The organism is Acinetobacter guillouiae (assembly GCF_002370525.2).
GTDB lineage: Bacteria > Pseudomonadota > Gammaproteobacteria > Pseudomonadales > Moraxellaceae > Acinetobacter > Acinetobacter guillouiae.
Map to the genome: position 1 here is coordinate 3,704,246 of NZ_AP014630.1, position 21,211 is coordinate 3,725,456.

Sequence of the window (21,211 nt, forward strand, 5' to 3'; positions counted from 1 at the left end):
TTCCTGTTTTCTTATGTGCATAAAGTTTTTAGAATCAACCAAGCTCCCGAATCAGGCTTTGGGTTATAGGTTTTATTATTCATTTTACTATTTTGAAAAACTACTTCTTCGTTTGTTTTAATAATTAATTCTTTATTTTTAAAAGTTTTTTTTGAGCAATCAACTTCAACGTGCATTGTTGATTTTATCAAGTCCCCATCTTCATTTTTCATGGCTCTCATCCATGCTAATTTTTTCTGATTAGATATAGATTGAACTGAGTCCATATCAACTTGGACTGAATTTCCTTCTTTATTTTGAACCTCTACCCAGTCAGTTCCAAAACACAAATTTGAAATCAACAAACTAGAAATTAAAATTATTCCTTTCATGAGTCCCCCTAAATTATTGACGATAAGATACTAATAATTAACTCAAAAAGAAACCTCCTTAGGGAGGTTTAATTTATCCCAAAAAATCATATTAGCTTGATTCCGAATCCTTATTCCCAAGCTTTGTATTTCATATTTTAATCACAAAATAAAACGCTTATGGAAGATTAAGCCTCCGGCAATCTTCATAAATAATTTTGCATTGAGTCTCTGGGAAGCCATCATAACGACACGCCTCTAAAACTTTCTTCCGTCCTAAAGCTTTTCTACTTCCTGGGACTAACATTGGAACAACATCGCTTACTTCACCCGCCGTTGTTCGTGCTTTATACAACCTATTTGTTCCTTCAGCTTGCCCTATAGTCGCGCAATGATTGTCATCATAAGTAAACCAAATTCTGCAATCAGTCCCACCTTTTTTTTCGCAAGCTTGTAATGCTTTCTCTTCTAACTTTCCGCGGAAAATTTTTGCAGTAGCCACACCGATTACACCATTTGTACTCGAAGCCACATAACCTTCTGTGCTTGGTGTCCGATAGCTTGGAGCTGAATATCCCCCACTGCTTCCATAATTTGGAATAGGCGCACAGCCTTGTACACCTTGACCACCGACAGGATAATAGCCCGGAGGACAATTCCCCTCAGCATGCGCAACACCTGACATCGTTAAAGAAAATAGAGTAAGAGAAATTAACGATATAAAAAATTGTATGATCTGCGGTCTATTGTATTTAGCCATAATTTTTCATCCATGCCGTAAATTATTTTGTGAAATATCTATCATTTATAAATTAACTTTTAGTCGTTCTAAATCTTAAAATAATTCATCACTAAACTCAAATTTTGAATTAGCATTGCTTATTTTCATCCTCATGATTATGCTAAACACAACTTACCATTTACGCAATATTATAAATTAAATCAATGTATTAATTAATAAATTCAATATAACAAAGTTTATCCAAAACAGCTCTCAATACGAGGGTCGCACCTTTTAAAAAGATCAGCAATGGACTATGAGTAGCGGAAAATTGACACCCAACTATTTCAGTGGGAATGGGCTTTTGACTATCAATAATTATGCGATATAATCGTGTGAAATATATACCAAATAATAAATTATGATGAATTAATATCTCGCTCTGCTCTGTACGTATAACATTGATTATTTCAGGAGTCTCTTTCATGCCGTTATTCAAATATAGTTGTGTCACCCTCATGGTGCTTAGTATCAGCGCTTGCGCCACCTTAGCCACCAAACCCAATGAAGTCGAAGTGGCTGCACAAAAACTAGTCGGGCAACCAGCCAGTAATGCATTTAAAATATTTGGCAAACCTGATCATGGTCTAGGTCCATCGTCGTATGGTAGTGGTGGCTTCTATGGGTGGAATCGAGTGCAGACTCATGTAACACCAGAAAAAGTTTTCGTGCAGACAGGTGTTGAGTATATTGGCCAAAAGACGACCATGGTTGGAATCGGTGGTGGCGGCGTGGTTGGCCAAATGCCAGTTGGTAGCGAACCGGTCTATCGCAAGACTGGATATACAGAAAATCGGACTGTTATCGATTACTTTTGCAATATCACCCTGTACACCGATAAAACGAACATCATCACCGATGCCATAGTGATCGGTTGTGATAAAAAGAAGTGATAGCGTAGCTTAAAGCCTATAATTTCAAATGAGCTTATATCTGATTTAGGCTCACTTGAGCACTTTATTCTTCGCATGATTCAAAGCGCTACACTCATTGTGTTTAGCAACAGTATCAATACCTCAAAGTAAAATATCTTTACTCTGCCCTGATTCTATTTTTTGCGGCAAGGCTATTATTAGGCGATTGATCTATAAAGAAACTATCTAGAATTTCTTATCACGACCATAATTTTAAATTGGTCTATATATTTTGCTATAGTGAATAGTGTAATGACTGATATAAATGAACATATGCTTATTCGCCTAGCGACTGAAACTGACACTAAAGACTTAATCGCTATCGACAGTGTTGCCTCACACGATCCGCAGCGAATATTACAAATCCACAATTGGTGTATGCAGGGTGTCTGCTTTCTTGTTGAAAAAAATGGAAAAGTGATGGGCTACGGCGTTCTAAATTACCATTTTTTCGGATGCGGTTTTATTGAGATGCTGATGGTCGGAGAACCTTATCGTCGCTGTGGTATGGGACGTGTATTGCTGAACGCATTAAAGTCAAAATGCCAACATCCGAAGCTTTTTACCACAACGAATCGATCCAACTTGCCAATGCAGAAGTTATTATTAAATTCTGGATTTATCGCGAGCGGTCACATAGAAAATCTTGATGATGGTGATCCAGAGTTAGTTTATTTTTATTCTAACCTTCTAATATAATTACGTTTTAAATTAATGTTTTTTAGGTAATACGGATGAATCGTAAATACTATGATAAAAACTTAAATCAAAGATAACGAAAGATTATAGAATTGTTCATAACGATTTCAACCTGTAGAGAAGAGAGGTTGAATTTTTAATGTGCTAAAAAAGTACCTTAAGGTACTTCTTTATAAAAATAAGTAATTAAAAAACTCGTTCAACACCAATCACACTTAAAGATGTTCATCATCACTCCCCTACAGGGATTGAATATTTAAGTTGATTATTTTTCTGTTCTAAAGGCATCTGATTTTGCTTAATCATTTTCTGTTGATAATCACGCTCTGAAATGACCCCTCTATTGCGGGCCTTTTGCAATGATTTTAGCTGTTGCTCGCTTTCATGTGCATTCAAAGCATGAGTATCATTATTTTTCAGAAGATATTGAGATCTTTCAAATGGACTCATATTAGAAGTATTTGCTCGATTTTCATACATTTTTGCGACATTTACATCACGTTGAGCGATACGATCTTGCTCTTGTTGCTTAGACAACTCAAAAAAATCAACATGTTCACTATTTTTATTCCCATATTGAGGTTCTTCATTTTGTAAAAATACATAGGATTGAGGTCTTTTCGACCAATCTTCAGCACTATACACAGAACCAGCAATTACAGGACTAATAAGCAACATTAATATTTTTTTCATCAAGTATACTCAACTCAAAATAGTGAAAGTCATCGCGATGTATCATACCTTATTTGTAATGTGCGTGATTTTCAAATAATGCCTGTCCATGTCCATGATAGATGTTTAGGCATGAAAAAGCGCTGAAATTGTTGATACAAAAAATTAAAGGATTCACTTATTAATCAATTTCCCATAACGATCAATCCATCCTGCTCAGATAAAAATTTTAATTCAACAAGCTTATCAATATCTCTATAAAATGTTCTTTCGGTTTTTCTATCATATAAAATCTGGATTTGTGGAATACGATAAAGTTCTGCTTTTGACAAAAATTTATTACTTTCACTCATCACTCGCATCACATTATGAATAAGATTGAATTGTCTATCTGAAATTTCCTTCCTAAATTTAGCGTTATTTAAAGCTGTTTGGTAAAGCAAATATCCGATTAATTTATTACTTTCATCATGAAGATATTCAATTGTTTCAAACATACCATTCAATATAAATTCAATAAATGGTTGATTAGGGTTATCTTCCTTTTTATCAGCTAGTTTTCTACACTGATTGAATAAAGCAAAATATTCATGGATATTCGTTTGATAATACTTCCAAATAGCAGATGAACTAAACCGATATCCTGACTGCTCAAGAATAAACATTTCAATCAGACGCCCAGTACGTCCATTACCATCCCAAAATGGGTGAATGAGCTCAAAATAATAATGTGCTAGCCCTGCTCTAATTATCGCTGGTTGATTAATTACGTTTGGACTATTTAACCATTCTATCCACGCCTGAATAAGATATTCAATATCCTCTATGCACTTGGGTGGTCGATAGGTTCCCCCATGAGAATCATTACCAACTATTGTTTTTTGAGTTGGCTGGTTATTTCGTAACTGCCCTGCTGGATTATGTTGCTCTTCTAAATTCTGAGATACTAGTGTATGTAATTGAAACATCGTAGAAAGTTCAAAAGGCTTACCTTCTACAGGCTTTAACTGTTTAGAACTGGATTTTTTTATCCATTCAATAGATTCTTTTAAATTTGTCAGTCTTCGCTCTTCTGACTTTTGAATAGTCTTAGGGTCCTGTTTTAATATGTTTGCAGTTTCTTGTTCTGTAAATTGCCCTCCCTCAATAGTATTGGTACTGTAAATACTGCTTGCTAATACCTTATCCTGCACTTGGTCAATAATTAAGGGTAAACTTGGGGTTTTGTTAAAGCGCTTTTGTGAATCATTGACACGATTGAGCATTGCTTGGACTTGAGTATGTTCAAAACCCAATTGAAAAGTAAAAAAGCCTGATTTATATGTCATGACTTTTAACGTCGTTTCATCTATCCATGTTTTACTTTGTTCAGGCATATTTTGTCAGAAAAAATGTCAAAGAAAATGTCAAATCATTATTATTGTATTTCAGTTATTTAGTCAATTTTTTAATAAAAAATATCAAAAAAATGTCAAAGAAAGTGTCAGAAAAAATGTCAAAAAGAAAAGTTTTAACTAAAATATATAAATATCATAAACTTAGTCGTATTGAGAAATTATCTAAAATACATCGTACTTATTACACCGTTTTTAATGTGTTGAAACTGGTCACGCAGTATTTATCTAACCTTCTTGCTAATTTATTGAATGTTATTTGTGCGCACTCCACTTTTTCGCTTTACAGGCTGAATATTCAATGAAAAAACTATTTTGCTGCTCAATTTTAAAAGAATCATATTTTTCTATGGCATATTTAGCCATAACACTTTTTATTCAATTTTATTTAAGATTTTTAAATTAAACTTAGATTTTTCAAAATATTAATTTTCCTCATACTCATCCTAACTACTGTTATAATGACCATTGTAACTCAAATCGTTATTTTTAAAGTTTAATGAAAATGGGATTTTTGAAAAAAATTAAAAGTTAACAACTCATCAAACACTTCAAATTTAATTTTAAAAAGCATTAATTATATTTAGGACAAAGGTGTGCTATGCAAAAATTAAATTGATTTATGCTACGGAAAGCAAATTATGCAAGGTGAAATTAGTGATTTAGATTTCTTTATAACATTAGCCTCATCAAAATCAATGACGCGTGCTTCCATTGAAATGGATATTCCCCTGCCAACAGTAAGTAGAAAGTTAGCAAAACTTGAATATTTTTATGGTAAGAGGCTCATTAACAGATCTGCTAGACAATTTGATTTAACCGAGGCTGGTAAATTATTATTAGATCGTAGTATTTATATAACATCTTTAATGAAACAAGTTCATGAAGAAGTTTCTCAAAATGTGAATTCTTTTGCCGGTAAATTACGTATTGGTAGCTTAAATTATCTTGGACGTAGTAAGTTAGGTGATTTAGTAGCAAAATTTAGCGTACCGCATCCAAATCTAGAAATCGAACTCATTCTTTCTGACTCGAAAATGGATCTTGTGGAAAATGAACTCGATATCCTTTTCCAACTCGAACAACCCAATAATGTAATCTACAACTCAGAAGTTTTACTCGATACTAGACGTATATTTTGTGCTTCACCCAAATATTTTAATAAATTTGGCTATCCTAAACATCCCTTAGACTTACTCAATCATCGCTGCATTTGCCTAATAAGAAATCGTCACATATATCAAGATTGGAAATACAGCATAAATGATGAAATATTTGAAGTTCATGTACAGCCTTATTTAAAAAGCAATAATGCAGAAGTTACACACCAATGGATGATTCAAGGATTTGGTATCGGATATCGTTTATATCACGAGGTCAAACAAGAGTTAGAAGATGGTATATTAATTGAGTGTTTTAAAGACAATCATTCATCTGAATTATCTCTTTACATGGTGTATTCAAAATTAAAAAAGAGAGAGGTTGTTAAAGATTTTATTAACTTTACCAAAGACAATATTAATTATTGAATTTCCTTGGAATGTTATAAGCCAAACCGCCGATAACATTCCATTTATTTTATGCTTTAAAATTTCCACGTGTAATCAACATTGACCCTCGTCTCATTGGCGGGTCTGAATACGATTCTCTCATTAGGTAAATCATTACGATAACGCGTATAGCGAGCACGGATACCAACACCCTTGAGCATTCCACGAGGTATGCGATAATTTAGATCAAAATCGTAAGAGTCTTCTTCAAATACCTCACCCTTTAACCGAGGAATTTCGATATCAGTTCCTTGGCTATATCTCGCCATAAATTTTAAACCATCTAAAGCAGTATCTTTAAAATCATAGTCATATCGAACACTGATAACTTTTTCATTTTGATTGGTGAAATCAGCACTTATACTATCCATAAATACTGCAGGTTCAGCATGACCCAATGTTGGCATTGCGGTGTCGCCTAAAGAGTGCATATATCCTAAACTCAATGTATGATTATGAATATTTAAACCGACAATCCCACTTAAATGCTGATTGTCTATTTTCCCTGCTAATTCTTTTCCAGCATCTTCACTGAGAAACGCTCTAAAATCTCCAAGAACATGACCGATTCCGACATCATGTTTGGTTTTAATACCAATAAAATTTTGAGAATATACATCATGCAAATTTGCGTGATATAGATCCGCTTTAACGCCTTCACTAAATTGATATTCAGCACCAAGCATATATAAGCCTGAAGACTCAGCAGCTGTTTTAAATCGGCCATTGATATTTCCTATACGAATTTTTTCATAGTTCGTTGAGTCCCTATGATTGACTCGATCGACATATAATCCATGAAGCTTAAGATCTTTTATTTCATTAAACTGCACGTGTGCACCGCGGTAATTCTGTTGAAATAACCGTGCAGGGCTTGAAAAAATTACTGGAAACATCGGCGAAAGTGTCCCGATATGAACTGTCGAATCACTTACTTTGGTTTTCAGGGTCCAGCGCAACTCTCCTGTTTGATCAGGACGCTCATTGTTTCTATCTACAGGCAATAAACCTGAAGCAGCATAATCTTTGTTATTTCCCATAAGATTAAAACCTGCTAAAGCAAGAACATCCAAACCAAAGCCTACATTTCCACTGGTATATCCAGATTTAGCATTTAGGATAAAACCTTGAGCCCAATCTTTTGCTGCAGGATATGGAACATTGTTTATATAATCTCTATCAAAGTAATAATTTTTTGTCGTTAACGAGATTTTACGATCTTTGATAAATTCAGCATTTGTAATTGTAGGAAGTGTAGTCGTGAGGCCGACGAATCCAAGAAAAAATATATTCTTCATGATATGTACCTATTTTTACTTAAATCTTTAAGGTGTAAAAATCCTGACTACCTGAAAATAATTGAGGTAGTCGTTATTGTTTTTTTATTTAAACTTTTGAAGTTTGAGGAATTGTTACGTTAGAAGTTGAATAACGCCCTTTCAAATAAAGCGCTAGCGCCGAAATTAAAATAGGCACTGCAAGTACGAAGAAAATACCGCTCATACCGAGATTAAATGTGAAAATATAAGCGCCGAAAAATGCCCCGAAAATAGCACCAAAACGGCCTAATCCGTGCATCCATGAAACACCAACTCCACGGCATTCTGCAGGATAAAATATCGCGGCTAAAGATGGCAAAGAGGATTGTGCGCCAACCAAACCAGCACCTGCTAAGAAAATAAACAATGCGAGTAAATAAATATTTTGTGTAAGAAATCCTGTTATGACGAATAATACGGCTGATATAAAATATGCAAAAGTGATGGTTTTATTCACGTCATATTTACTCATAAACCAACCAATGAGGATTGTTCCTGCAACACCACCAAATGGGAAAACTGCTGTGACTAAACTAAACTGTTCTGGTGTAAATCCTGATTCCTTAAGAAGCGTGGGCATCCAACTTGTAAGTACATAAAATACCAATAAACTCATAAAGCAGCAGAGCCACATCATTGCAGAGGGTACAATAAACTTGCCGACGACAAGACCAACGGGATTGGTATTTTTTTCATTTAATTCAGCATCTAGAGGTGTAACAGGAACTAATTTTGCATCGATAAATTTACCCTGTATATTTTTTACAATTTCTAATGCTTCGACTTGTCCTTGTTTTTTAATCAAAAAATGTAGCGATTCTTTTAAAAGAAAAACTGATACAACGGCAACCACTACAGGAATAGCTCCGCCTATATAGAGGACCATTTTCCAACCATGATTTGATAGAAGTCCTGCTGATAAAACACCGCCAATCGTAATACCAAGCGGTAACGCACAAAATAATAAATTCACCATCCATGCACGGCGATGCGCTGGCATATATTCAGATACGAGTGTTGCAGCATTTGGCATTGCAGCACCAAGTCCTAATCCCGTTAGGAATCGATATATCACCATTTCAGTCGTGTTATTTGAAGTACCTGTCAGGATTGTTAAAACACCAAAAATAAATGCAGAACCAATAATGACCCATTTTCTTCCAATCTTATCGGCTAATATTCCTGCAAATATTGCTCCAATCGCCATTCCTATTAAGGCAACACTCATCACTGGGCGTAGATCATTTTTAGTGATCCCCCAATCATCTTAACAATGCAGGAGCGATAAACCCGACTACCCCAGTATCAATACCGTCTGCTAGAATCACCAAAAAACAAAGTATAAATATTATCCACTGTTGCAGAGATAATTTTCTAGTATCAACGGCTTGCTGTATATCTAGTATTATTTTCATCATAAAATCCTTTTACTGCATTAAAAATGCCAATAACAATCATTGTTATTGGCTTGAGCTACTTTAAATGCTTAACTTGAATAATTTGTGTGCATTATGACGGCCTATTTTTTCTCGATCATTTTCACCAATTTCGGCATGATCGAACCAATGCGTCGCTTCTTCCATATCTTCAAATGGATAATCACTTGAGAATAAAACGCGATCCGATCCAATTTCATCAATTGCATTTTTCATGGTAATTGTGCGGAAGTTACCGCTTGTTGTTAAATAAAAATTCTTACGGAAATAATCAATAAATGGCTTTTCTGCTTTTACACCGAGTGGATTTCGGCCATTCGCTGAAGCCCAATGCGATGTACGCCAAATATTATTTTGAATTAACTCGCCTAGGTGTCCTAAAATAATATTAATATTTGGATACTTATCAAATAAACCAGAACCGATTAAACGCAGTGCATGTACACCTGTTTCAACTGAGAATGACCATGCAGGGCCCATTAACCAAGGATGATCTTTGATACCCAATTGCTGACTTAAAAGTGGATTACGCGGGTGTAAATAGAATGGTACATCGAGTTTAGCAACCTCAGCCCAAAAATCTAAATACTCCTCAGCATCATAATATTTGGCTGTTTCATCGTTATTTAAATTTGAGAAACCATTTACTAAAGCACCCGCAAAACCAAGTTCTGTTACACAGCGATTAAGTTCTTTTGTCGCTGCTTCTGGGTCTTGTAATGGTAAGGCAGCAAAGGCTCCCAAACGATTAGGATGTTTAGCGATTAATTCTGCTAAGGTGTCGTTTGCAATTTTTGCAACTTCAACAGCTCTTTTGGGATCTGGTATCGCTTGAATCGCTGGTGCATTTAAAGAAATGATTGAGTATTCAATACCCGTTTCATCCATGCGGCGTAAACGTTCTCCGGTTATATCTAGTAATTGACTCCGCTTAATTCTCCAAACATCTGGTACAAAGAATCGTTCCGAATCACCCAGCGTCTCTTGAATTGCAAAATGTTCTTCTAAAGCAATCTTCCCTTTCATTTACCACTCCATAATTTATAAAGGTATAGATGTAGATTAGATGGATCAAAAGAATACGAGAATATTAATTATGGAAACTTAACTTTCATTTTATGAAAGTTAAATTAGCTTTGATCGACTTGGACATTGCTAGCAAATATTAATTAAACGATATGTAAAATAGATAAGTGATTTTCAAATAATGCCTGTCTATGTCCATGATAGAAATTCAGGCATTAAAAAAGCCCTGAAACTGTTAAATTTCAAGGCTTTATTAAGTTTCATGATACATCGTATAACTAAGTGACAGATCATGATTTACAAATTTGGTGGAGATGGCGGGAGTTGAACCCGCGTCCGCCAACACTACACTCGAGAATACTACATGCTTAGATATCGTCAATTATTTTAACATTAAGTGACCCGACGAACAGGGTACAAAACGCGATCCTCTAAGTTTAGTATAAAGCCCCGAGGCTTGACTTTATACGGACTTGTGTGCGTGCGCTACAGTCGGGTCCACTGACCACAAGTATTCAGTGAAGCGGACAAGCTGCCCTTAGGCAGCTAGAGCGTAAGATTCGTCGTTTGCGACTAAAATATGCAAATTTGATTTACGAGAGAAAATGCGCTCTCGGCATGCATCTATGAGCTTCATCATCGGCGTCGAAGCCAATAACATCCCCAGATAACACGGTCATCATAACATAATTGTTGCAAATTAAGCAGATAATTCACTACATTTATATCAAATGATGCGCCTAGTTCTATAATTGCGCTACTATCACTATTTTTCAAGGGACAAATATAAAAAAGATGAGCTATTTACTCTCACTTGATCAAGGAACGACCTCTAGCAGAGCAATTATCTTCGATGAGCATGGAAAGGTATATGCCTCTGCTCAACGGGAAACCCAAATTAAAACCCCACATTCGGGTTGGGTTGAGCAAGATGCGATGGAGATTTGGACCACACAAATCACCGTCGTACAACAAGCAATCGCATCGGCAAGATTACTGGCCAAAGATATTAAAGCCCTTGGTTTAACCAACCAACGTGAAACCACAGTAGTTTGGGATAAGCGGACAGGTAAACCACTGGCCCCTGCCATCGTTTGGCAAGACCGTCGCGCTACAGATTGGTGCAATCAGTTAGTTCAAAACAATTTATCTGAAAAAATTCACAAAAAAACAGGATTAAGAATAGATCCTTATTTTAGTGCTGGAAAGCTGGTTTGGTTATTGGAAAATGTGCAAGGCTTAAGAGCACTGGCTGAACAAAATCATGTCGCATTCGGTACAGTCGACAGTTGGTTGATTTGGAATTTAACCCAAGGTTCCGAGCACGTCATCGAGGCAAGTAATGCTTCACGTACCATGTTGATGGATTTAAAAACACAGCAATGGGATGCGGAATTAATTGAATTATTTAATATCCCAGCGAGTGTTCTGCCTAAAATTATCCAATCCGATTGTTATATTGCCAATACCGCCACAGGGCTTCTTGGCGCAGAAATTCCAATTTGTGGCGTATTAGGTGATCAACAGTCTGCACTCTTTGGACAATCATGTTTTGAAGCTGGAACAGCCAAAAATACCTATGGCACAGGCTGTTTTATGCTGTTCAATACAGGAACAGATATTCAATATAGCAAAAATAAATTACTCACCACCTTAGCATGGAAGTGCCAAGACCAATCTCATTATGCTTTAGAAGGCAGTGTATTTATGGCTGGTGCGATTGTGCAATGGTTAAGAGATGGTTTAGGAATTATCAAAAATAGTGCTGAAGTTGAAAAGTTAGCTTGCCAAGTTGACACTACAGATGGTGTCGTTTTGGTTCCAGCCTTTACAGGTTTGGGAGCGCCACATTGGGACAGTGAAGCACGCGCTTTACTTTGTGGAATGTCACGTGGAACCAATAAATCACATATTGCCAGAGCAGCCTTAGAATCCATTGCCTTCCAAGTTTCAGATGTATTAACTGCAATGCAATCAGATATTGCACAACCCTTAAAACAATTACGTGTAGATGGTGGCGCAAGCCAAAATGATATGCTGATGCAATTTCAGGCAGATATTTTAAATGTACCTGTGCTACGCCCTAAACTTTTGGAATCTACCGCTTGGGGTGCTGCTGCATTGGCAGGATTAAAGGCAGGTGTTTTTAATAACCTCGGTGAAATTTCCGAATCTTGGCAATTAGATCGCGCTTTTGAGCCGAAGATGAGCGCAGACCAAAGACAATATCACTTAAGCTTATGGAATGGTGCTTTGCAGCGCGCGAAGTCCAATTAGCAATTCTACTTAGAAAAGCTTGGTTAAAATTCAAGATAAATTTTTAGCCAAGCTTACTCAGTTCAAAGTCTTTCAACAAACAGTATCCCATTTAAATGGTCGATTTCATGTTGCACAATGCGTGCAGGAAAACCATGAAACTGTTGAATAATCTTTTCGCCAGTCAGCGTGAAAAATTGCACAGTAACCGCTTCAGCACGAGCCACTTGCCCTCTTTCATTGGGCACACTTAAACATCCTTCCTCACCCAAGATGGTCTGTTCAGACTGCTCTAAGATTTCAGGATTAATCATTGTAATTGCATCCATTTCAGGTGCATCTGGATAGCGAGGATTCGCTCTTGAAGCAACAATAATCACCCGTTTAGAAACATAGACTTGTGGTGCGGCGATCCCAACACCATTACGCTCTAACATGGTGGCCTGTAGGGCCTTGGATAATTCGTTTAGCCAAGTACTTGAAAACTCAGCTTCAGCCACAGGCGCTGCGATTAATTTTAAAACGTCTTCACCACGTTGGGCGACAGGCAACACGGCACTCATTATCTTGTACCTTGATCAAATGTAAATTGAATAAATAGAGTGTAGCATTTGAAATGCGCTTTCCAATTCAATTATTGTGCAAAAGTATGTAGGTTATGTACAAATGAATTTCTATCTAGCCAAACCAAATGACAGCTTGTCTTTTAAGCCATTTTTAATCATGATCGTGTAAATAACAACCGTCCAGTCTATCGTTGAAAATAATGAATACAGCACCCCTATTCTTAGGCTTGATCTTTAGCTCAATTGGCTTAGGCTATTTTATCTATGGGAAAAGACAGCGAATGAACATGCCTTTTATCTGTGGCATCACTTTGATGATTTTTCCTTATTTTATTGAAAATACAATGATTATGTCTATATGCGGTATTATTCTAAGTGTTATCCCGTGGTTAATTCGCCTGTAAGTGATCAATATTTAAATCTATTAGAATCTAGCTTATCGCAATACTTTTAAAGCAGAAATGATTTTTAAGCCGCCTCAATCACCTATAAAAATAAGTAGGATGCATAAAAATAAATATTGATTTTTTAAGTAAAAAATAGTCAATTAAAATGATTACATTCACATTCAATATCTCTTTTAAGGCATTGCATCATCATGGACGAAAAATTGGGCCTCAATAAGGAAGCAAAAAGAACCCTTGCATTGTCTTCTCTGGGCGGTGCGCTCGAATTTTATGATTTCGTTATTTATGTATTTTACGCAAAAATCATTGCTGAACTATTTTTCCCCAGCTCTTTAAGTCCTTTTTGGGCAATGCTGAATACTTACGGAATTTTTGCCGCAGGATATTTCTTCCGTCCTTTAGGTGGCGTGATCATGGCACATTTTGGTGATCTCGTCGGACGTAAACGCCTGTTTAGTTTATCCATATTACTGATGGCACTCCCTACTTTGTTCATCGGTCTAATGCCAACTTATGCAGACATTGGTTTAGCTGCCCCACTGCTACTGTTGTTGATGCGCGTGGTTCAAGGCATTGCGATTGGTGGAGAAATTCCAGCAGCATGGACATTTGTTTCAGAGCATGTACCAACAAAGAAAATTGGTTTTGCCAATGGTTTGCTTACCGCTGGTTTGTCACTGGGGATCTTACTGGGCGCTTTGATGTCGCTGTTTATTTCGCTTAAGTTTAACGAAGCAGAAATCCATGCTTGGGCTTGGCGTCTCCCATTTATAGTCGGTGGAGTTTTTGGATTAATTGCCTTGTATCTAAGGAGTTATCTGAAAGAAACCCCTGTATTTAAAGCGATGCAGGCGCGTAAAGAACTCTCAAAAGATCTACCCATCAAGCAAGTTTTGGCATCCCATAAATCTGCCGTTGTCATCGGGATGCTGTTTACTTGGTTTTTGACCGGTTGTGTTGTGGTGATTATCCTATCCACCCCAAATTTACTGACCACCACCTTTAACTTTCCACGTGCGGATGCATTTCAAATGCAAAGCATGGCAATTTTGATGCAAATGTTGGGTTGTATATTGGCAGGTTTACTGGCTGATCGTTTTGGTGCTGGCCGTGTGATTTGTTTGGGATCGCTCAGTGTGGCAATCACTGCAGGTCTTTTTTATTACAGTTTAGGTCATGCCGCTCATTCAACGATCTTCGGGTTGTACATGTTGCTTGGTCTATTTTCTGGCACAGTCGGTGTAGTTTCTTATAGCTTGGTCAAGATGTTTCCCGCCCCAATTCGTTTTTCAGGAATTTCATTCTCATACAATGTTGCATACGCAATTGCAGGTGGCTTAACCCTACCATTGGTACAATGGTTGAGTTTATATCGCGATATTGGTGCTGTGTGCTATATTGTTGTGCTTTGTCTAATCACCCTTATCACAAGTGTAGTTTATCGCAAAAAATTTGAAATGGTTTAACCGCGTTGTTTGTATCCAAATGGATGGGTAAGCTCTATTTCAAAGAAATGACAAACCTGATTACGCCCATTGTTTTTTGCCAGATATAAGGCTTGATCAGCCTGACGAATCAACTCCTCTTTTGTTATTAAAAAAGGATTTGTTGATACTGCAACACCAAAACTTGCCGTCACTTTGATGGTCTGCTGATGATCTAATCGAATTTTTTCCTTTTCTATTGCTTGGCGACATCGTTCAGCAAGACTCATCGCATTTTCTAATGCGCCATTGCTCATGAGAATAATGAACTCTTCGCCGCCAAATCGCCCGACAACATCTTGCTCACGAATATTTTCAGTTAAAATTTTTGCAACCTGTTTTAAAACAGCATCCCCAATATCGTGCCCATACTGGTCATTAACACTCTTAAAATAATCTAAATCTAATAACACGATCGCAAAAGAACTTTGTTGTTGTTTTAATAGGTCAATATTCTCACCAATCCTACGACGATTATAAATACCTGTAAGTGGATCTAGCACGCTAATTTGCTGAATCATTTGCTCTCTTTTACGCCATTGAGTTAAAAGAACTTCAAATAAAACCAAGCTTGCGAGAAAAATCGGGATATAAAAATACAGCATGCAAAACACCCAAAATGTATTTTTATATACCGACATGGATTGTAAGTGTTCACTAAAAATTGGCGCATAGGCTATTTTATGCATCAGACTTAATCCAAGACTGATTAACATAAAACAAGTGATTGGAATGACGATTATATACACCACTTTTCGTTCAAATAATACCAGTGCAACCGTGACCAAGCTGACATAACCAGCAACAGATGCTGGGCTAAAAATGCCAATACAATGCGCACCAAAAACAAAGATAAGAGCAAAATATGCGATGGTTATATACGGTATTATGATTTCAAAAATAGAATTTTTATTTAAAGCACGAATAATAAAAATAAGCGCAAAGAAACCGATTGCTGCAAAAAATAATAATCGTATATAAATAGGATAAAAAGCTTGATTAATCCAAACTTGTAGCTCAATTTGAGCGTTGCTAAAAAACCACCATACAATCCACAATAAAACAGCAATACCGCCCAAGAATAGAACAAGGTTACACTTCTTGAGATTACTCCAATTCATGATCATGACATCATGCATGAAGTGTTCCGTTGAGGACTGTGTTGCCATTCTACTTTTTTGTTCCATATAATAACCAATCCATAAAATTGTGAACTTCTATCCGTCGCTTTATTTATCTTTGCTCATCAGTTAAACATAACACTCCAGTAATTTTATGTAAGTGCATTTCTAAAATATAGATTTTTATTCTAAATAAACCTGAAGATTAGGCTATTAATCCTTTATATTATTTGAAAATATTTTCTGAAGAATAATCATTTTATCACATTTATTTTATCAATTTTAATTTTTTTCCTAATATTTCAATAAACAAAAGTTTTTCCGCTGACAGGATTTAATTAAATTGAATCATTTTTTATTTTAATGGACATATCCATCAACATTTAACTTATTTTAGCTATACACCAAGTTAAATACAAATACTTTAAAAAAAGGATTTTTCACCTTTATAATTTTATTGTTAATTTATCCTAATTTATTTTAACCTATATTTAAACATACTCAAAAAATCAATTTTAAAGTTCACAATTTGAAACATCATTTTAGCAGAATAAAAACTGGAAATATTCAATGAGATTGGCCTGAATCACTGTATTGATTGTCATACTGTTTTAAACTGCACACCATCAATATGGTCATTTAAATTCAGTGCGCACATCAATGTGTCAGCACCACCCAAAAATCATTTGAATTCAGTTTTAAGCTTGATTTAAATAAAATATTTTTTCAAAGGCTTAACCAAAAAACTTGGCTTTATATTTTTTTATAAACTCTGATAGTTTTACTGTTAAATTTTAAACCGATAGACGTTGATTGAATTTCTATATTAAAAATCAGCGCCCTATATTTGATCTGAATACAAAATTCTTCTGCGCCATCATCCAAACCAGAAGTGCTCCACATTGTACCCTGTGGGAACTGATCTAACCATTGAGCTTTGTAAAAATCAGAGACTGAATCAAAGTCGAGATATTGCTCAGGTTGAGCCATGATTTTTTCAACAAGTTCTTCAAACTTTTGTTTTTGTATTTGAACAAAATCAATAATCATGGCAGCCCCTTAAAAGGATGTTAAATTCCTTTATACATGCTCGCCGATTGTTTCTTTTTGACCTGTTCCCATTGCCACCATCCAAATGCAGCCAGCCCAACAAACGCCGCATATAAAGCAGCTGTTAGGAATAATTCCTTATACATAAACATCCCGACATAGACAATATCGACAAAGACCCAAAGCACCCAAGTCGCAATATGTTTACGGCTGGTCCAATAGGTTGCCAATAAACTAAATGCAGCCAGTTGGGAATCTAACATAGGCAAAGCAGCATCAGTAAAATAGTGTAGCGATAAACCAAATATTACCCCTCCAGCAACTGCGATGATCATTTGCAGAATCACGGTTTGTACGGCAATCGGCTCTATTCGAATCTCATGATCTTGCTGCTTACCTTTTAGCCAGTGATAAAAACCATAAAAATTCACCACCATAAAGAACACTTGTAAGATTGTTTCACCATACAATTTAAATTCAAAGAATAAATAGGCATATAAAACAAAGGCAAAGAAGTTAAATACCCAACACCACATATTTCGCTTAATCGTCAATGTGACACCAATAATACTGATAATAACCGCGAATATTTCTAATGGTGACATGGTAAAAAACTAATCAAGACAGGAAAGGCTATTATGAAAAAATACGGCATGATTGCAAGTAAAACCAGAACTAAAATTGAGAACGAAATCTTTAATATAATTATTGAATTAAAATTCACAAAAAATGCTGTTGTTTTGTTTTTTGCATAATCGTTACGATAACAATATAAATTCCTTAAAAAGTAAATAATTAGCCTTAAATCACAGTTTATTGCCTATTGATTTTTAAAATCGTATTTCTGCGTCTCAATCAGCAAGCTCAAACATGATGCGATATAGTAAATTGAGTTCAATAGCATAGACTAATCAGCACTTTTGAAAGCTGCAATTTAAGCTTTAAACGATAGCAAATTTAACTAAAATAGCTGATAAAAACTGTCACATTTGCATGAAAAAACACAGAAAAGATTGATCAGGTAAACGTAGCGCAAAATTTATTTATTTTAAATAATATGTTTAAAAACATTGATTAACATCTTGTTTTTAGTTGATGTTGTTCACATTTTAATCATGTTTACGAGATTTAACACTTGTTTACGTGAATACCAATGAATTTACAGAGGGGAACCTCTACTATCAAACTTAAGTTATGAACAATCCCCAAAGTTCATAACATTTCTCCTTAACCGAACTGTGAAAGCAGATTCGTTGTTCTACGCAGTGATCACCCCAATCATTGCGTATTTTTTTGTCTTCAGTTCCCTCTGTAAACTCAATCAGTTATAAGGAATAGTTGGCTAAAATGCAAGCATTACTTTTCAACCAATTTTCACAATATAAAAGAATATACCAAATTATAAGATATTGATTTTAATTAATATCATAAAATAGTTTGTTGCAATACTACGACAAAACCGATAGACTTAATTTATTAATTGAATTAACTGATGATCATTTAATTATTCAGTTCAAATTAAAAAATTTTATTCATAAAAACGCGCAACAATAATTTTGAGTAAAACAATATGTGGGAATTATTTACACACTCATCCAACTTACTGTTTAGTGTCAGTCTGTGCCTGATGTTTTTATTGGGTATTGTGGAGTCTCTACTCCTTATTATTGGTTCAACCTCGCAAGGTTTTTTAGACCAGTTTATTCCAGATCAACTGTTAGAAACCCATCATGCGGATGTAGACATTCATACAGATCACAATCTTTTGGTGCAACTGTTAGATTGGCTCTATCTCGGCCGTGTCCCTGTCTTGGTTTGGTTGATCATTTTTCTGACTGTTTATGCGCTATTTGGTTTTATTGTACAAAGTATATTTTTCAATTTTACTGGAAATTATTTTTCTATTTGGCTGATTGCGCCAGCCAGTCTTTTTTTATCTATGCCGATTGTCCGAGCGTGTGCAGCACTCGTTGCAAAAATTTTACCGAAAGATGAAACCACTGCAATCCACAGTGATGAGCTGATTGGTCGTACAGCTCAGATTATTTTAGGTGAAGCAAAACAAAACTACCCTGCACAAGCCAAAGTCACTGATCAATTTGGACAAACACATTATATTTTGGTTGAACCAGAATTAAATGAAATCTTCCAACAGGGTCAAAGTGTGATTTTGACACAAAGAACAAAAGTAGGCTTTCAAGCAACTCCACTTTAATCTTTCAATAACAAACCTGGGTATAATAAAATGTTGAATTCAAACTTATATCAAATCCTTGTTTTAGCAGGCATTATATTGGTGGCACTTATTGTCATCGGTGTTATTATCGCCCGCCTGTATAAACGCTCAAGTAAAGAAGTTTCTTTTGTCCGTACTGGTTTTGGTGGTGAAAAAGTCATTTTAAATGGCGGTGCAATTGTATTGCCAGTTTTACATGAAGTGATTCCCGTCAATATGAATACCCTTCGTCTTGAAGTCAAACGTGCCACAGATCAAGCGTTGATTACTCGTGATCGTATGCGTGTAGATGTGATGGCTGAATTTTATGTACGGGTTAAACCAACTGCTGAATCTATTGCAACAGCTGCCCAAACCTTGGGTAAAAAAACCATGTCACCACAAGAACTCAAAGATTTGGTGGAAGGTAAATTTGTAGACTCACTGCGCGCTGTTGCCGCTGAAATGGCAATGGAAGAGTTACATGAAAAGCGCGTTGATTTTGTTCAAAAAGTTCAACAAGTGGTTTCTGAAGATCTGTTTAAAAATGGCTTAGAATTAGAAACGGTTTCACTGACAGGTTTAGACCAAACCAGTTTTGAATATTTTAACCCTCAAAACGCTTTCGATGCAGAAGGTTTAACCAAACTGACTGAAACCATTGAAGACCGCCGTAAAAAACGCAATGACATTGAACAAGACAATGACTTAGCCATTAAAGCAAAAAACTTAGAAACTGAACAAGCACGCTTGCAAATTCTACGTGAAGAAGAATATGCAAAACTTCAACAAGAACGTGAAATCGCCATTCGTAAAGCTGAGCAATCGGCAGAAATTGCAACACAAGAAGCCGCAAAAAAACGTGAAGCCGAAGAAGCTCAAATTGCTGCTGAACGTGAAGTCGAATTAAAGCGTATTGCATCTGCACGTGATGTTGAAAATGAAAATATTCAAAAAGCACAGTTGATCCAAAAAGCCCAAGTCGAACAGAAGAAAACCATTGAATTGGCCGAGCAAGATCGTGCGATTGCAATTGCTGAAAAATCACGTGCTGAATCTGAAGCCAAAGCGTTGGCTGACCAAGCACGTGCACAAGCGGTAAAAGCAGAAGAAGAAGTGACAACTGTTCGTGAAACTCAGCGTGCAGAGCGTTTAAAAGCCGTTGAATTGGTGGCTGCAAAGCAAGTCGCTGAAACAGATGCAATTGCGATTACCGTAGCAGCAGAAGCCGCTAAACAAGCAGCTGCAGATGATGCTGAAGCAGTGCGTATTGCAGCACAAGCGGATGCTGAAAAAATACGTTTAAAAGCCAAAGGTGAAGCAGATGCAAAAATGTTGCTTGCTGCGGCACAAGAAAAGCAATATCAAGTTGATGCTGAAGGTACACGTGCAGTCAATGAAGCCAACAATGTGCTGTCAACAGAACAAGTTGAGATGCAAATTCGTTTAGCCTTATTGAAATACTTGCCTGAAATCATTCGTGAAAGTGTTAAACCAATGGAAAATATTGATGATATCAAGATTCTTCAAGTCAATGGTTTAGGCGCTATGGCGGGTTCAAATGCAACAGGTGAATCTGGTGAACAAAATCAAATCGCTTTATCTGATCAAGTGGTCAATAGTGCGCTGCGCTATCGTTCTCAAGCTCCACTGATTGATAGCTTAATGAATGAGTTAGGCATTAAAGGCGGAGATATTAATGGTTTAACGCAATCCTTAAAACCAAGCAATGACTAATAGAACTGACCTCATAATCCCTTAATTACCAGCCTCTGTCATCAGGGGCTTTTTATTGGATGGATTTTTATTCATGATCTAATACACCTGATCGTTTTTAATGGTATAGATGTTAACGATACAGATATGCTTATCTCAATAAGTCATGATGGAAACTCACGATTTCTTTTAAAATCAGCTGATTCAACCAAGATCGACTATCTCAATGCTATGCTCTAACCCTATTCAGTTTTG

The 21,211-nt window shown here is 36.0% G+C and carries 18 protein-coding genes, 1 other RNA gene and 1 pseudogene; 8 read left to right on the forward strand and 12 right to left on the reverse strand.

The window, feature by feature from the left end; translation table 11 throughout:
- Nucleotides 1–11: 11 nt before the first annotated feature.
- Together AS4_RS17190 and AS4_RS17195 are read right to left on the reverse strand one after the other, a co-directional pair.
- Nucleotides 12–371 (reverse strand): surface-adhesin E family protein, encoded by a 360-nt coding sequence (locus tag AS4_RS17190; RefSeq protein WP_004817324.1) that lies wholly within the window; start codon nucleotides 369–371, stop codon nucleotides 12–14.
- Between the two features lie 157 nt (nucleotides 372–528).
- Nucleotides 529–1,110 carry a DUF4189 domain-containing protein gene (locus tag AS4_RS17195; RefSeq protein WP_096734984.1) on the reverse strand — a complete coding sequence of 194 codons (582 nt, stop codon included), beginning with the start codon at nucleotides 1,108–1,110 and terminating at the stop codon, nucleotides 529–531.
- A gap of 446 nt (nucleotides 1,111–1,556) precedes the next feature.
- Here AS4_RS17195 and AS4_RS17200 point away from each other — a divergent pair, with 446 nt between their 5' ends.
- Together AS4_RS17200 and AS4_RS17205 are read left to right on the forward strand one after the other, a co-directional pair.
- A complete protein-coding gene (locus AS4_RS17200) occupies nucleotides 1,557–2,024 on the forward strand; it encodes a hypothetical protein (RefSeq protein ID WP_096734986.1) in 468 nt (155 codons plus the stop codon).
- A gap of 273 nt (nucleotides 2,025–2,297) precedes the next feature.
- Nucleotides 2,298–2,744: a GNAT family N-acetyltransferase gene (locus AS4_RS17205; protein WP_264757323.1), complete on the forward strand. Its 447-nt coding sequence runs from the start codon at nucleotides 2,298–2,300 to the stop codon at nucleotides 2,742–2,744.
- 231 nt (nucleotides 2,745–2,975) lie between these two features.
- Here AS4_RS17205 and AS4_RS17210 read toward each other — a convergent pair whose 3' ends face one another.
- Together AS4_RS17210 and AS4_RS17215 are read right to left on the reverse strand one after the other, a co-directional pair.
- A complete protein-coding gene (locus tag AS4_RS17210; RefSeq protein ID WP_096734987.1) occupies nucleotides 2,976–3,437 on the reverse strand; it encodes a hypothetical protein in 462 nt (153 codons plus the stop codon).
- Nucleotides 3,438–3,601: 164 nt separating this feature from the next.
- On the reverse strand, nucleotides 3,602–4,792 hold the full coding sequence (locus AS4_RS17215) for a Fic family protein (protein WP_096734988.1): 1,191 nt from the start codon (nucleotides 4,790–4,792) through the stop codon (nucleotides 3,602–3,604).
- Nucleotides 4,793–5,451: 659 nt separating this feature from the next.
- Here AS4_RS17215 and AS4_RS17220 point away from each other — a divergent pair.
- Nucleotides 5,452–6,339 carry a LysR family transcriptional regulator gene (locus AS4_RS17220; RefSeq protein WP_096734989.1) on the forward strand — a complete coding sequence of 296 codons (888 nt, stop codon included), beginning with the start codon at nucleotides 5,452–5,454 and terminating at the stop codon, nucleotides 6,337–6,339.
- Between the two features lie 56 nt (nucleotides 6,340–6,395).
- On the opposite strand, the gene AS4_RS17225 is transcribed toward AS4_RS17220, so the two are convergent.
- The 4 genes and pseudogenes from AS4_RS17225 to ssrA all read right to left on the reverse strand — a co-directional run bounded on the left by AS4_RS17225 (nucleotide 6,396) and on the right by ssrA (nucleotide 10,806).
- Nucleotides 6,396–7,658 (reverse strand): OprD family outer membrane porin, encoded by a 1,263-nt coding sequence (locus AS4_RS17225; RefSeq protein ID WP_096734990.1) that lies wholly within the window; start codon nucleotides 7,656–7,658, stop codon nucleotides 6,396–6,398.
- Nucleotides 7,659–7,746: 88 nt separating this feature from the next.
- Nucleotides 7,747–9,094, reverse strand: a pseudogene (locus tag AS4_RS17230) (MFS transporter).
- A gap of 63 nt (nucleotides 9,095–9,157) precedes the next feature.
- Nucleotides 9,158–10,141, reverse strand: a complete 984-nt coding sequence (locus AS4_RS17235; RefSeq protein ID WP_096734991.1) for an amidohydrolase family protein — start codon at nucleotides 10,139–10,141, stop codon at nucleotides 9,158–9,160.
- A 306-nt stretch (nucleotides 10,142–10,447) separates the two neighbouring features.
- Nucleotides 10,448–10,806, reverse strand: a transfer-messenger RNA (tmRNA) gene (gene ssrA / locus AS4_RS17240).
- A 130-nt stretch (nucleotides 10,807–10,936) separates the two neighbouring features.
- Between ssrA and glpK the strand changes: the two genes are divergently transcribed.
- Nucleotides 10,937–12,418 carry a glycerol kinase GlpK gene (gene glpK, locus AS4_RS17245; RefSeq protein WP_096734992.1) on the forward strand — a complete coding sequence of 494 codons (1,482 nt, stop codon included), beginning with the start codon at nucleotides 10,937–10,939 and terminating at the stop codon, nucleotides 12,416–12,418.
- Between the two features lie 62 nt (nucleotides 12,419–12,480).
- Here glpK and def read toward each other — a convergent pair whose 3' ends face one another.
- Nucleotides 12,481–12,960 (reverse strand): peptide deformylase, encoded by a 480-nt coding sequence (gene def, locus AS4_RS17250; protein WP_004817516.1) that lies wholly within the window; start codon nucleotides 12,958–12,960, stop codon nucleotides 12,481–12,483.
- A 203-nt stretch (nucleotides 12,961–13,163) separates the two neighbouring features.
- On the opposite strand from def, the gene AS4_RS22080 reads away from it, so the two are divergent.
- Nucleotides 13,164–13,367 (forward strand): amino acid transport protein, encoded by a 204-nt coding sequence (locus AS4_RS22080; RefSeq protein ID WP_096734993.1) that lies wholly within the window; start codon nucleotides 13,164–13,166, stop codon nucleotides 13,365–13,367.
- A 194-nt stretch (nucleotides 13,368–13,561) separates the two neighbouring features.
- Nucleotides 13,562–14,836: an MFS transporter gene (locus AS4_RS17260; protein ID WP_096734994.1), complete on the forward strand. Its 1,275-nt coding sequence runs from the start codon at nucleotides 13,562–13,564 to the stop codon at nucleotides 14,834–14,836.
- Here AS4_RS17260 and AS4_RS17265 read toward each other — a convergent pair.
- The 3 genes from AS4_RS17265 to pnuC all read right to left on the reverse strand — a co-directional run bounded on the left by AS4_RS17265 (nucleotide 14,833) and on the right by pnuC (nucleotide 17,630).
- Complete coding sequence (locus AS4_RS17265) at nucleotides 14,833–15,975, reverse strand: GGDEF domain-containing protein (protein WP_096735560.1); 1,143 nt, start codon at nucleotides 15,973–15,975, stop codon at nucleotides 14,833–14,835. The two genes, AS4_RS17260 and AS4_RS17265, sit on opposite strands and share 4 nt — an antisense overlap.
- A 753-nt stretch (nucleotides 15,976–16,728) precedes the next feature.
- A complete protein-coding gene (locus AS4_RS17270) occupies nucleotides 16,729–17,025 on the reverse strand; it encodes a hypothetical protein (protein ID WP_096734995.1) in 297 nt (98 codons plus the stop codon).
- Between the two features lie 20 nt (nucleotides 17,026–17,045).
- A complete protein-coding gene (gene pnuC / locus AS4_RS17275) occupies nucleotides 17,046–17,630 on the reverse strand; it encodes a nicotinamide riboside transporter PnuC (protein ID WP_096734996.1) in 585 nt (194 codons plus the stop codon).
- Nucleotides 17,631–18,595: 965 nt separating this feature from the next.
- Here pnuC and AS4_RS17280 point away from each other — a divergent pair.
- Both AS4_RS17280 and AS4_RS17285 read left to right on the forward strand, forming a co-directional pair.
- On the forward strand, nucleotides 18,596–19,240 hold the full coding sequence (locus AS4_RS17280; protein ID WP_096734997.1) for a YqiJ family protein: 645 nt from the start codon (nucleotides 18,596–18,598) through the stop codon (nucleotides 19,238–19,240).
- A gap of 30 nt (nucleotides 19,241–19,270) precedes the next feature.
- Nucleotides 19,271–20,977 (forward strand): flotillin family protein, encoded by a 1,707-nt coding sequence (locus tag AS4_RS17285; RefSeq protein WP_096734998.1) that lies wholly within the window; start codon nucleotides 19,271–19,273, stop codon nucleotides 20,975–20,977.
- The last annotated feature ends 234 nt before the right edge of the window (nucleotides 20,978–21,211 follow it).

Excerpts from the sequence above, each read along its gene's own strand:
- AS4_RS17260 (WP_096734994.1), top strand. The coding sequence starts at position 13,562 with ATGGACGAAAAATTGGGCCTCAATAAGGAAGCAAAAAGAACCCTTGCA.
- AS4_RS17285 (WP_096734998.1), top strand. The coding sequence starts at position 19,271 with ATGTTGAATTCAAACTTATATCAAATCCTTGTTTTAGCAGGCATTATA.
- AS4_RS17225 (WP_096734990.1), bottom strand. The coding sequence starts at position 7,658 with ATGAAGAATATATTTTTTCTTGGATTCGTCGGCCTCACGACTACACTT.
- pnuC (WP_096734996.1), bottom strand. The coding sequence starts at position 17,630 with ATGTCACCATTAGAAATATTCGCGGTTATTATCAGTATTATTGGTGTC.
- AS4_RS17205 (WP_264757323.1), top strand. The coding sequence starts at position 2,298 with ATGACTGATATAAATGAACATATGCTTATTCGCCTAGCGACTGAAACT.
- AS4_RS17270 (WP_096734995.1), bottom strand. The coding sequence starts at position 17,025 with ATGATTATTGATTTTGTTCAAATACAAAAACAAAAGTTTGAAGAACTT.
- AS4_RS17280 (WP_096734997.1), top strand. The coding sequence starts at position 18,596 with ATGTGGGAATTATTTACACACTCATCCAACTTACTGTTTAGTGTCAGT.
- AS4_RS17210 (WP_096734987.1), bottom strand. The coding sequence starts at position 3,437 with ATGAAAAAAATATTAATGTTGCTTATTAGTCCTGTAATTGCTGGTTCT.
- AS4_RS22080 (WP_096734993.1), top strand. The coding sequence starts at position 13,164 with ATGAATACAGCACCCCTATTCTTAGGCTTGATCTTTAGCTCAATTGGC.
- AS4_RS17215 (WP_096734988.1), bottom strand. The coding sequence starts at position 4,792 with ATGCCTGAACAAAGTAAAACATGGATAGATGAAACGACGTTAAAAGTC.
- AS4_RS17235 (WP_096734991.1), bottom strand. The coding sequence starts at position 10,141 with ATGAAAGGGAAGATTGCTTTAGAAGAACATTTTGCAATTCAAGAGACG.
- glpK (WP_096734992.1), top strand. The coding sequence starts at position 10,937 with ATGAGCTATTTACTCTCACTTGATCAAGGAACGACCTCTAGCAGAGCA.
- AS4_RS17190 (WP_004817324.1), bottom strand. The coding sequence starts at position 371 with ATGAAAGGAATAATTTTAATTTCTAGTTTGTTGATTTCAAATTTGTGT.
- AS4_RS17200 (WP_096734986.1), top strand. The coding sequence starts at position 1,557 with ATGCCGTTATTCAAATATAGTTGTGTCACCCTCATGGTGCTTAGTATC.
- AS4_RS17220 (WP_096734989.1), top strand. The coding sequence starts at position 5,452 with ATGCAAGGTGAAATTAGTGATTTAGATTTCTTTATAACATTAGCCTCA.
- def (WP_004817516.1), bottom strand. The coding sequence starts at position 12,960 with ATGAGTGCCGTGTTGCCTGTCGCCCAACGTGGTGAAGACGTTTTAAAA.
- AS4_RS17195 (WP_096734984.1), bottom strand. The coding sequence starts at position 1,110 with ATGGCTAAATACAATAGACCGCAGATCATACAATTTTTTATATCGTTA.
- AS4_RS17265 (WP_096735560.1), bottom strand. The coding sequence starts at position 15,975 with ATGAATTGGAGTAATCTCAAGAAGTGTAACCTTGTTCTATTCTTGGGC.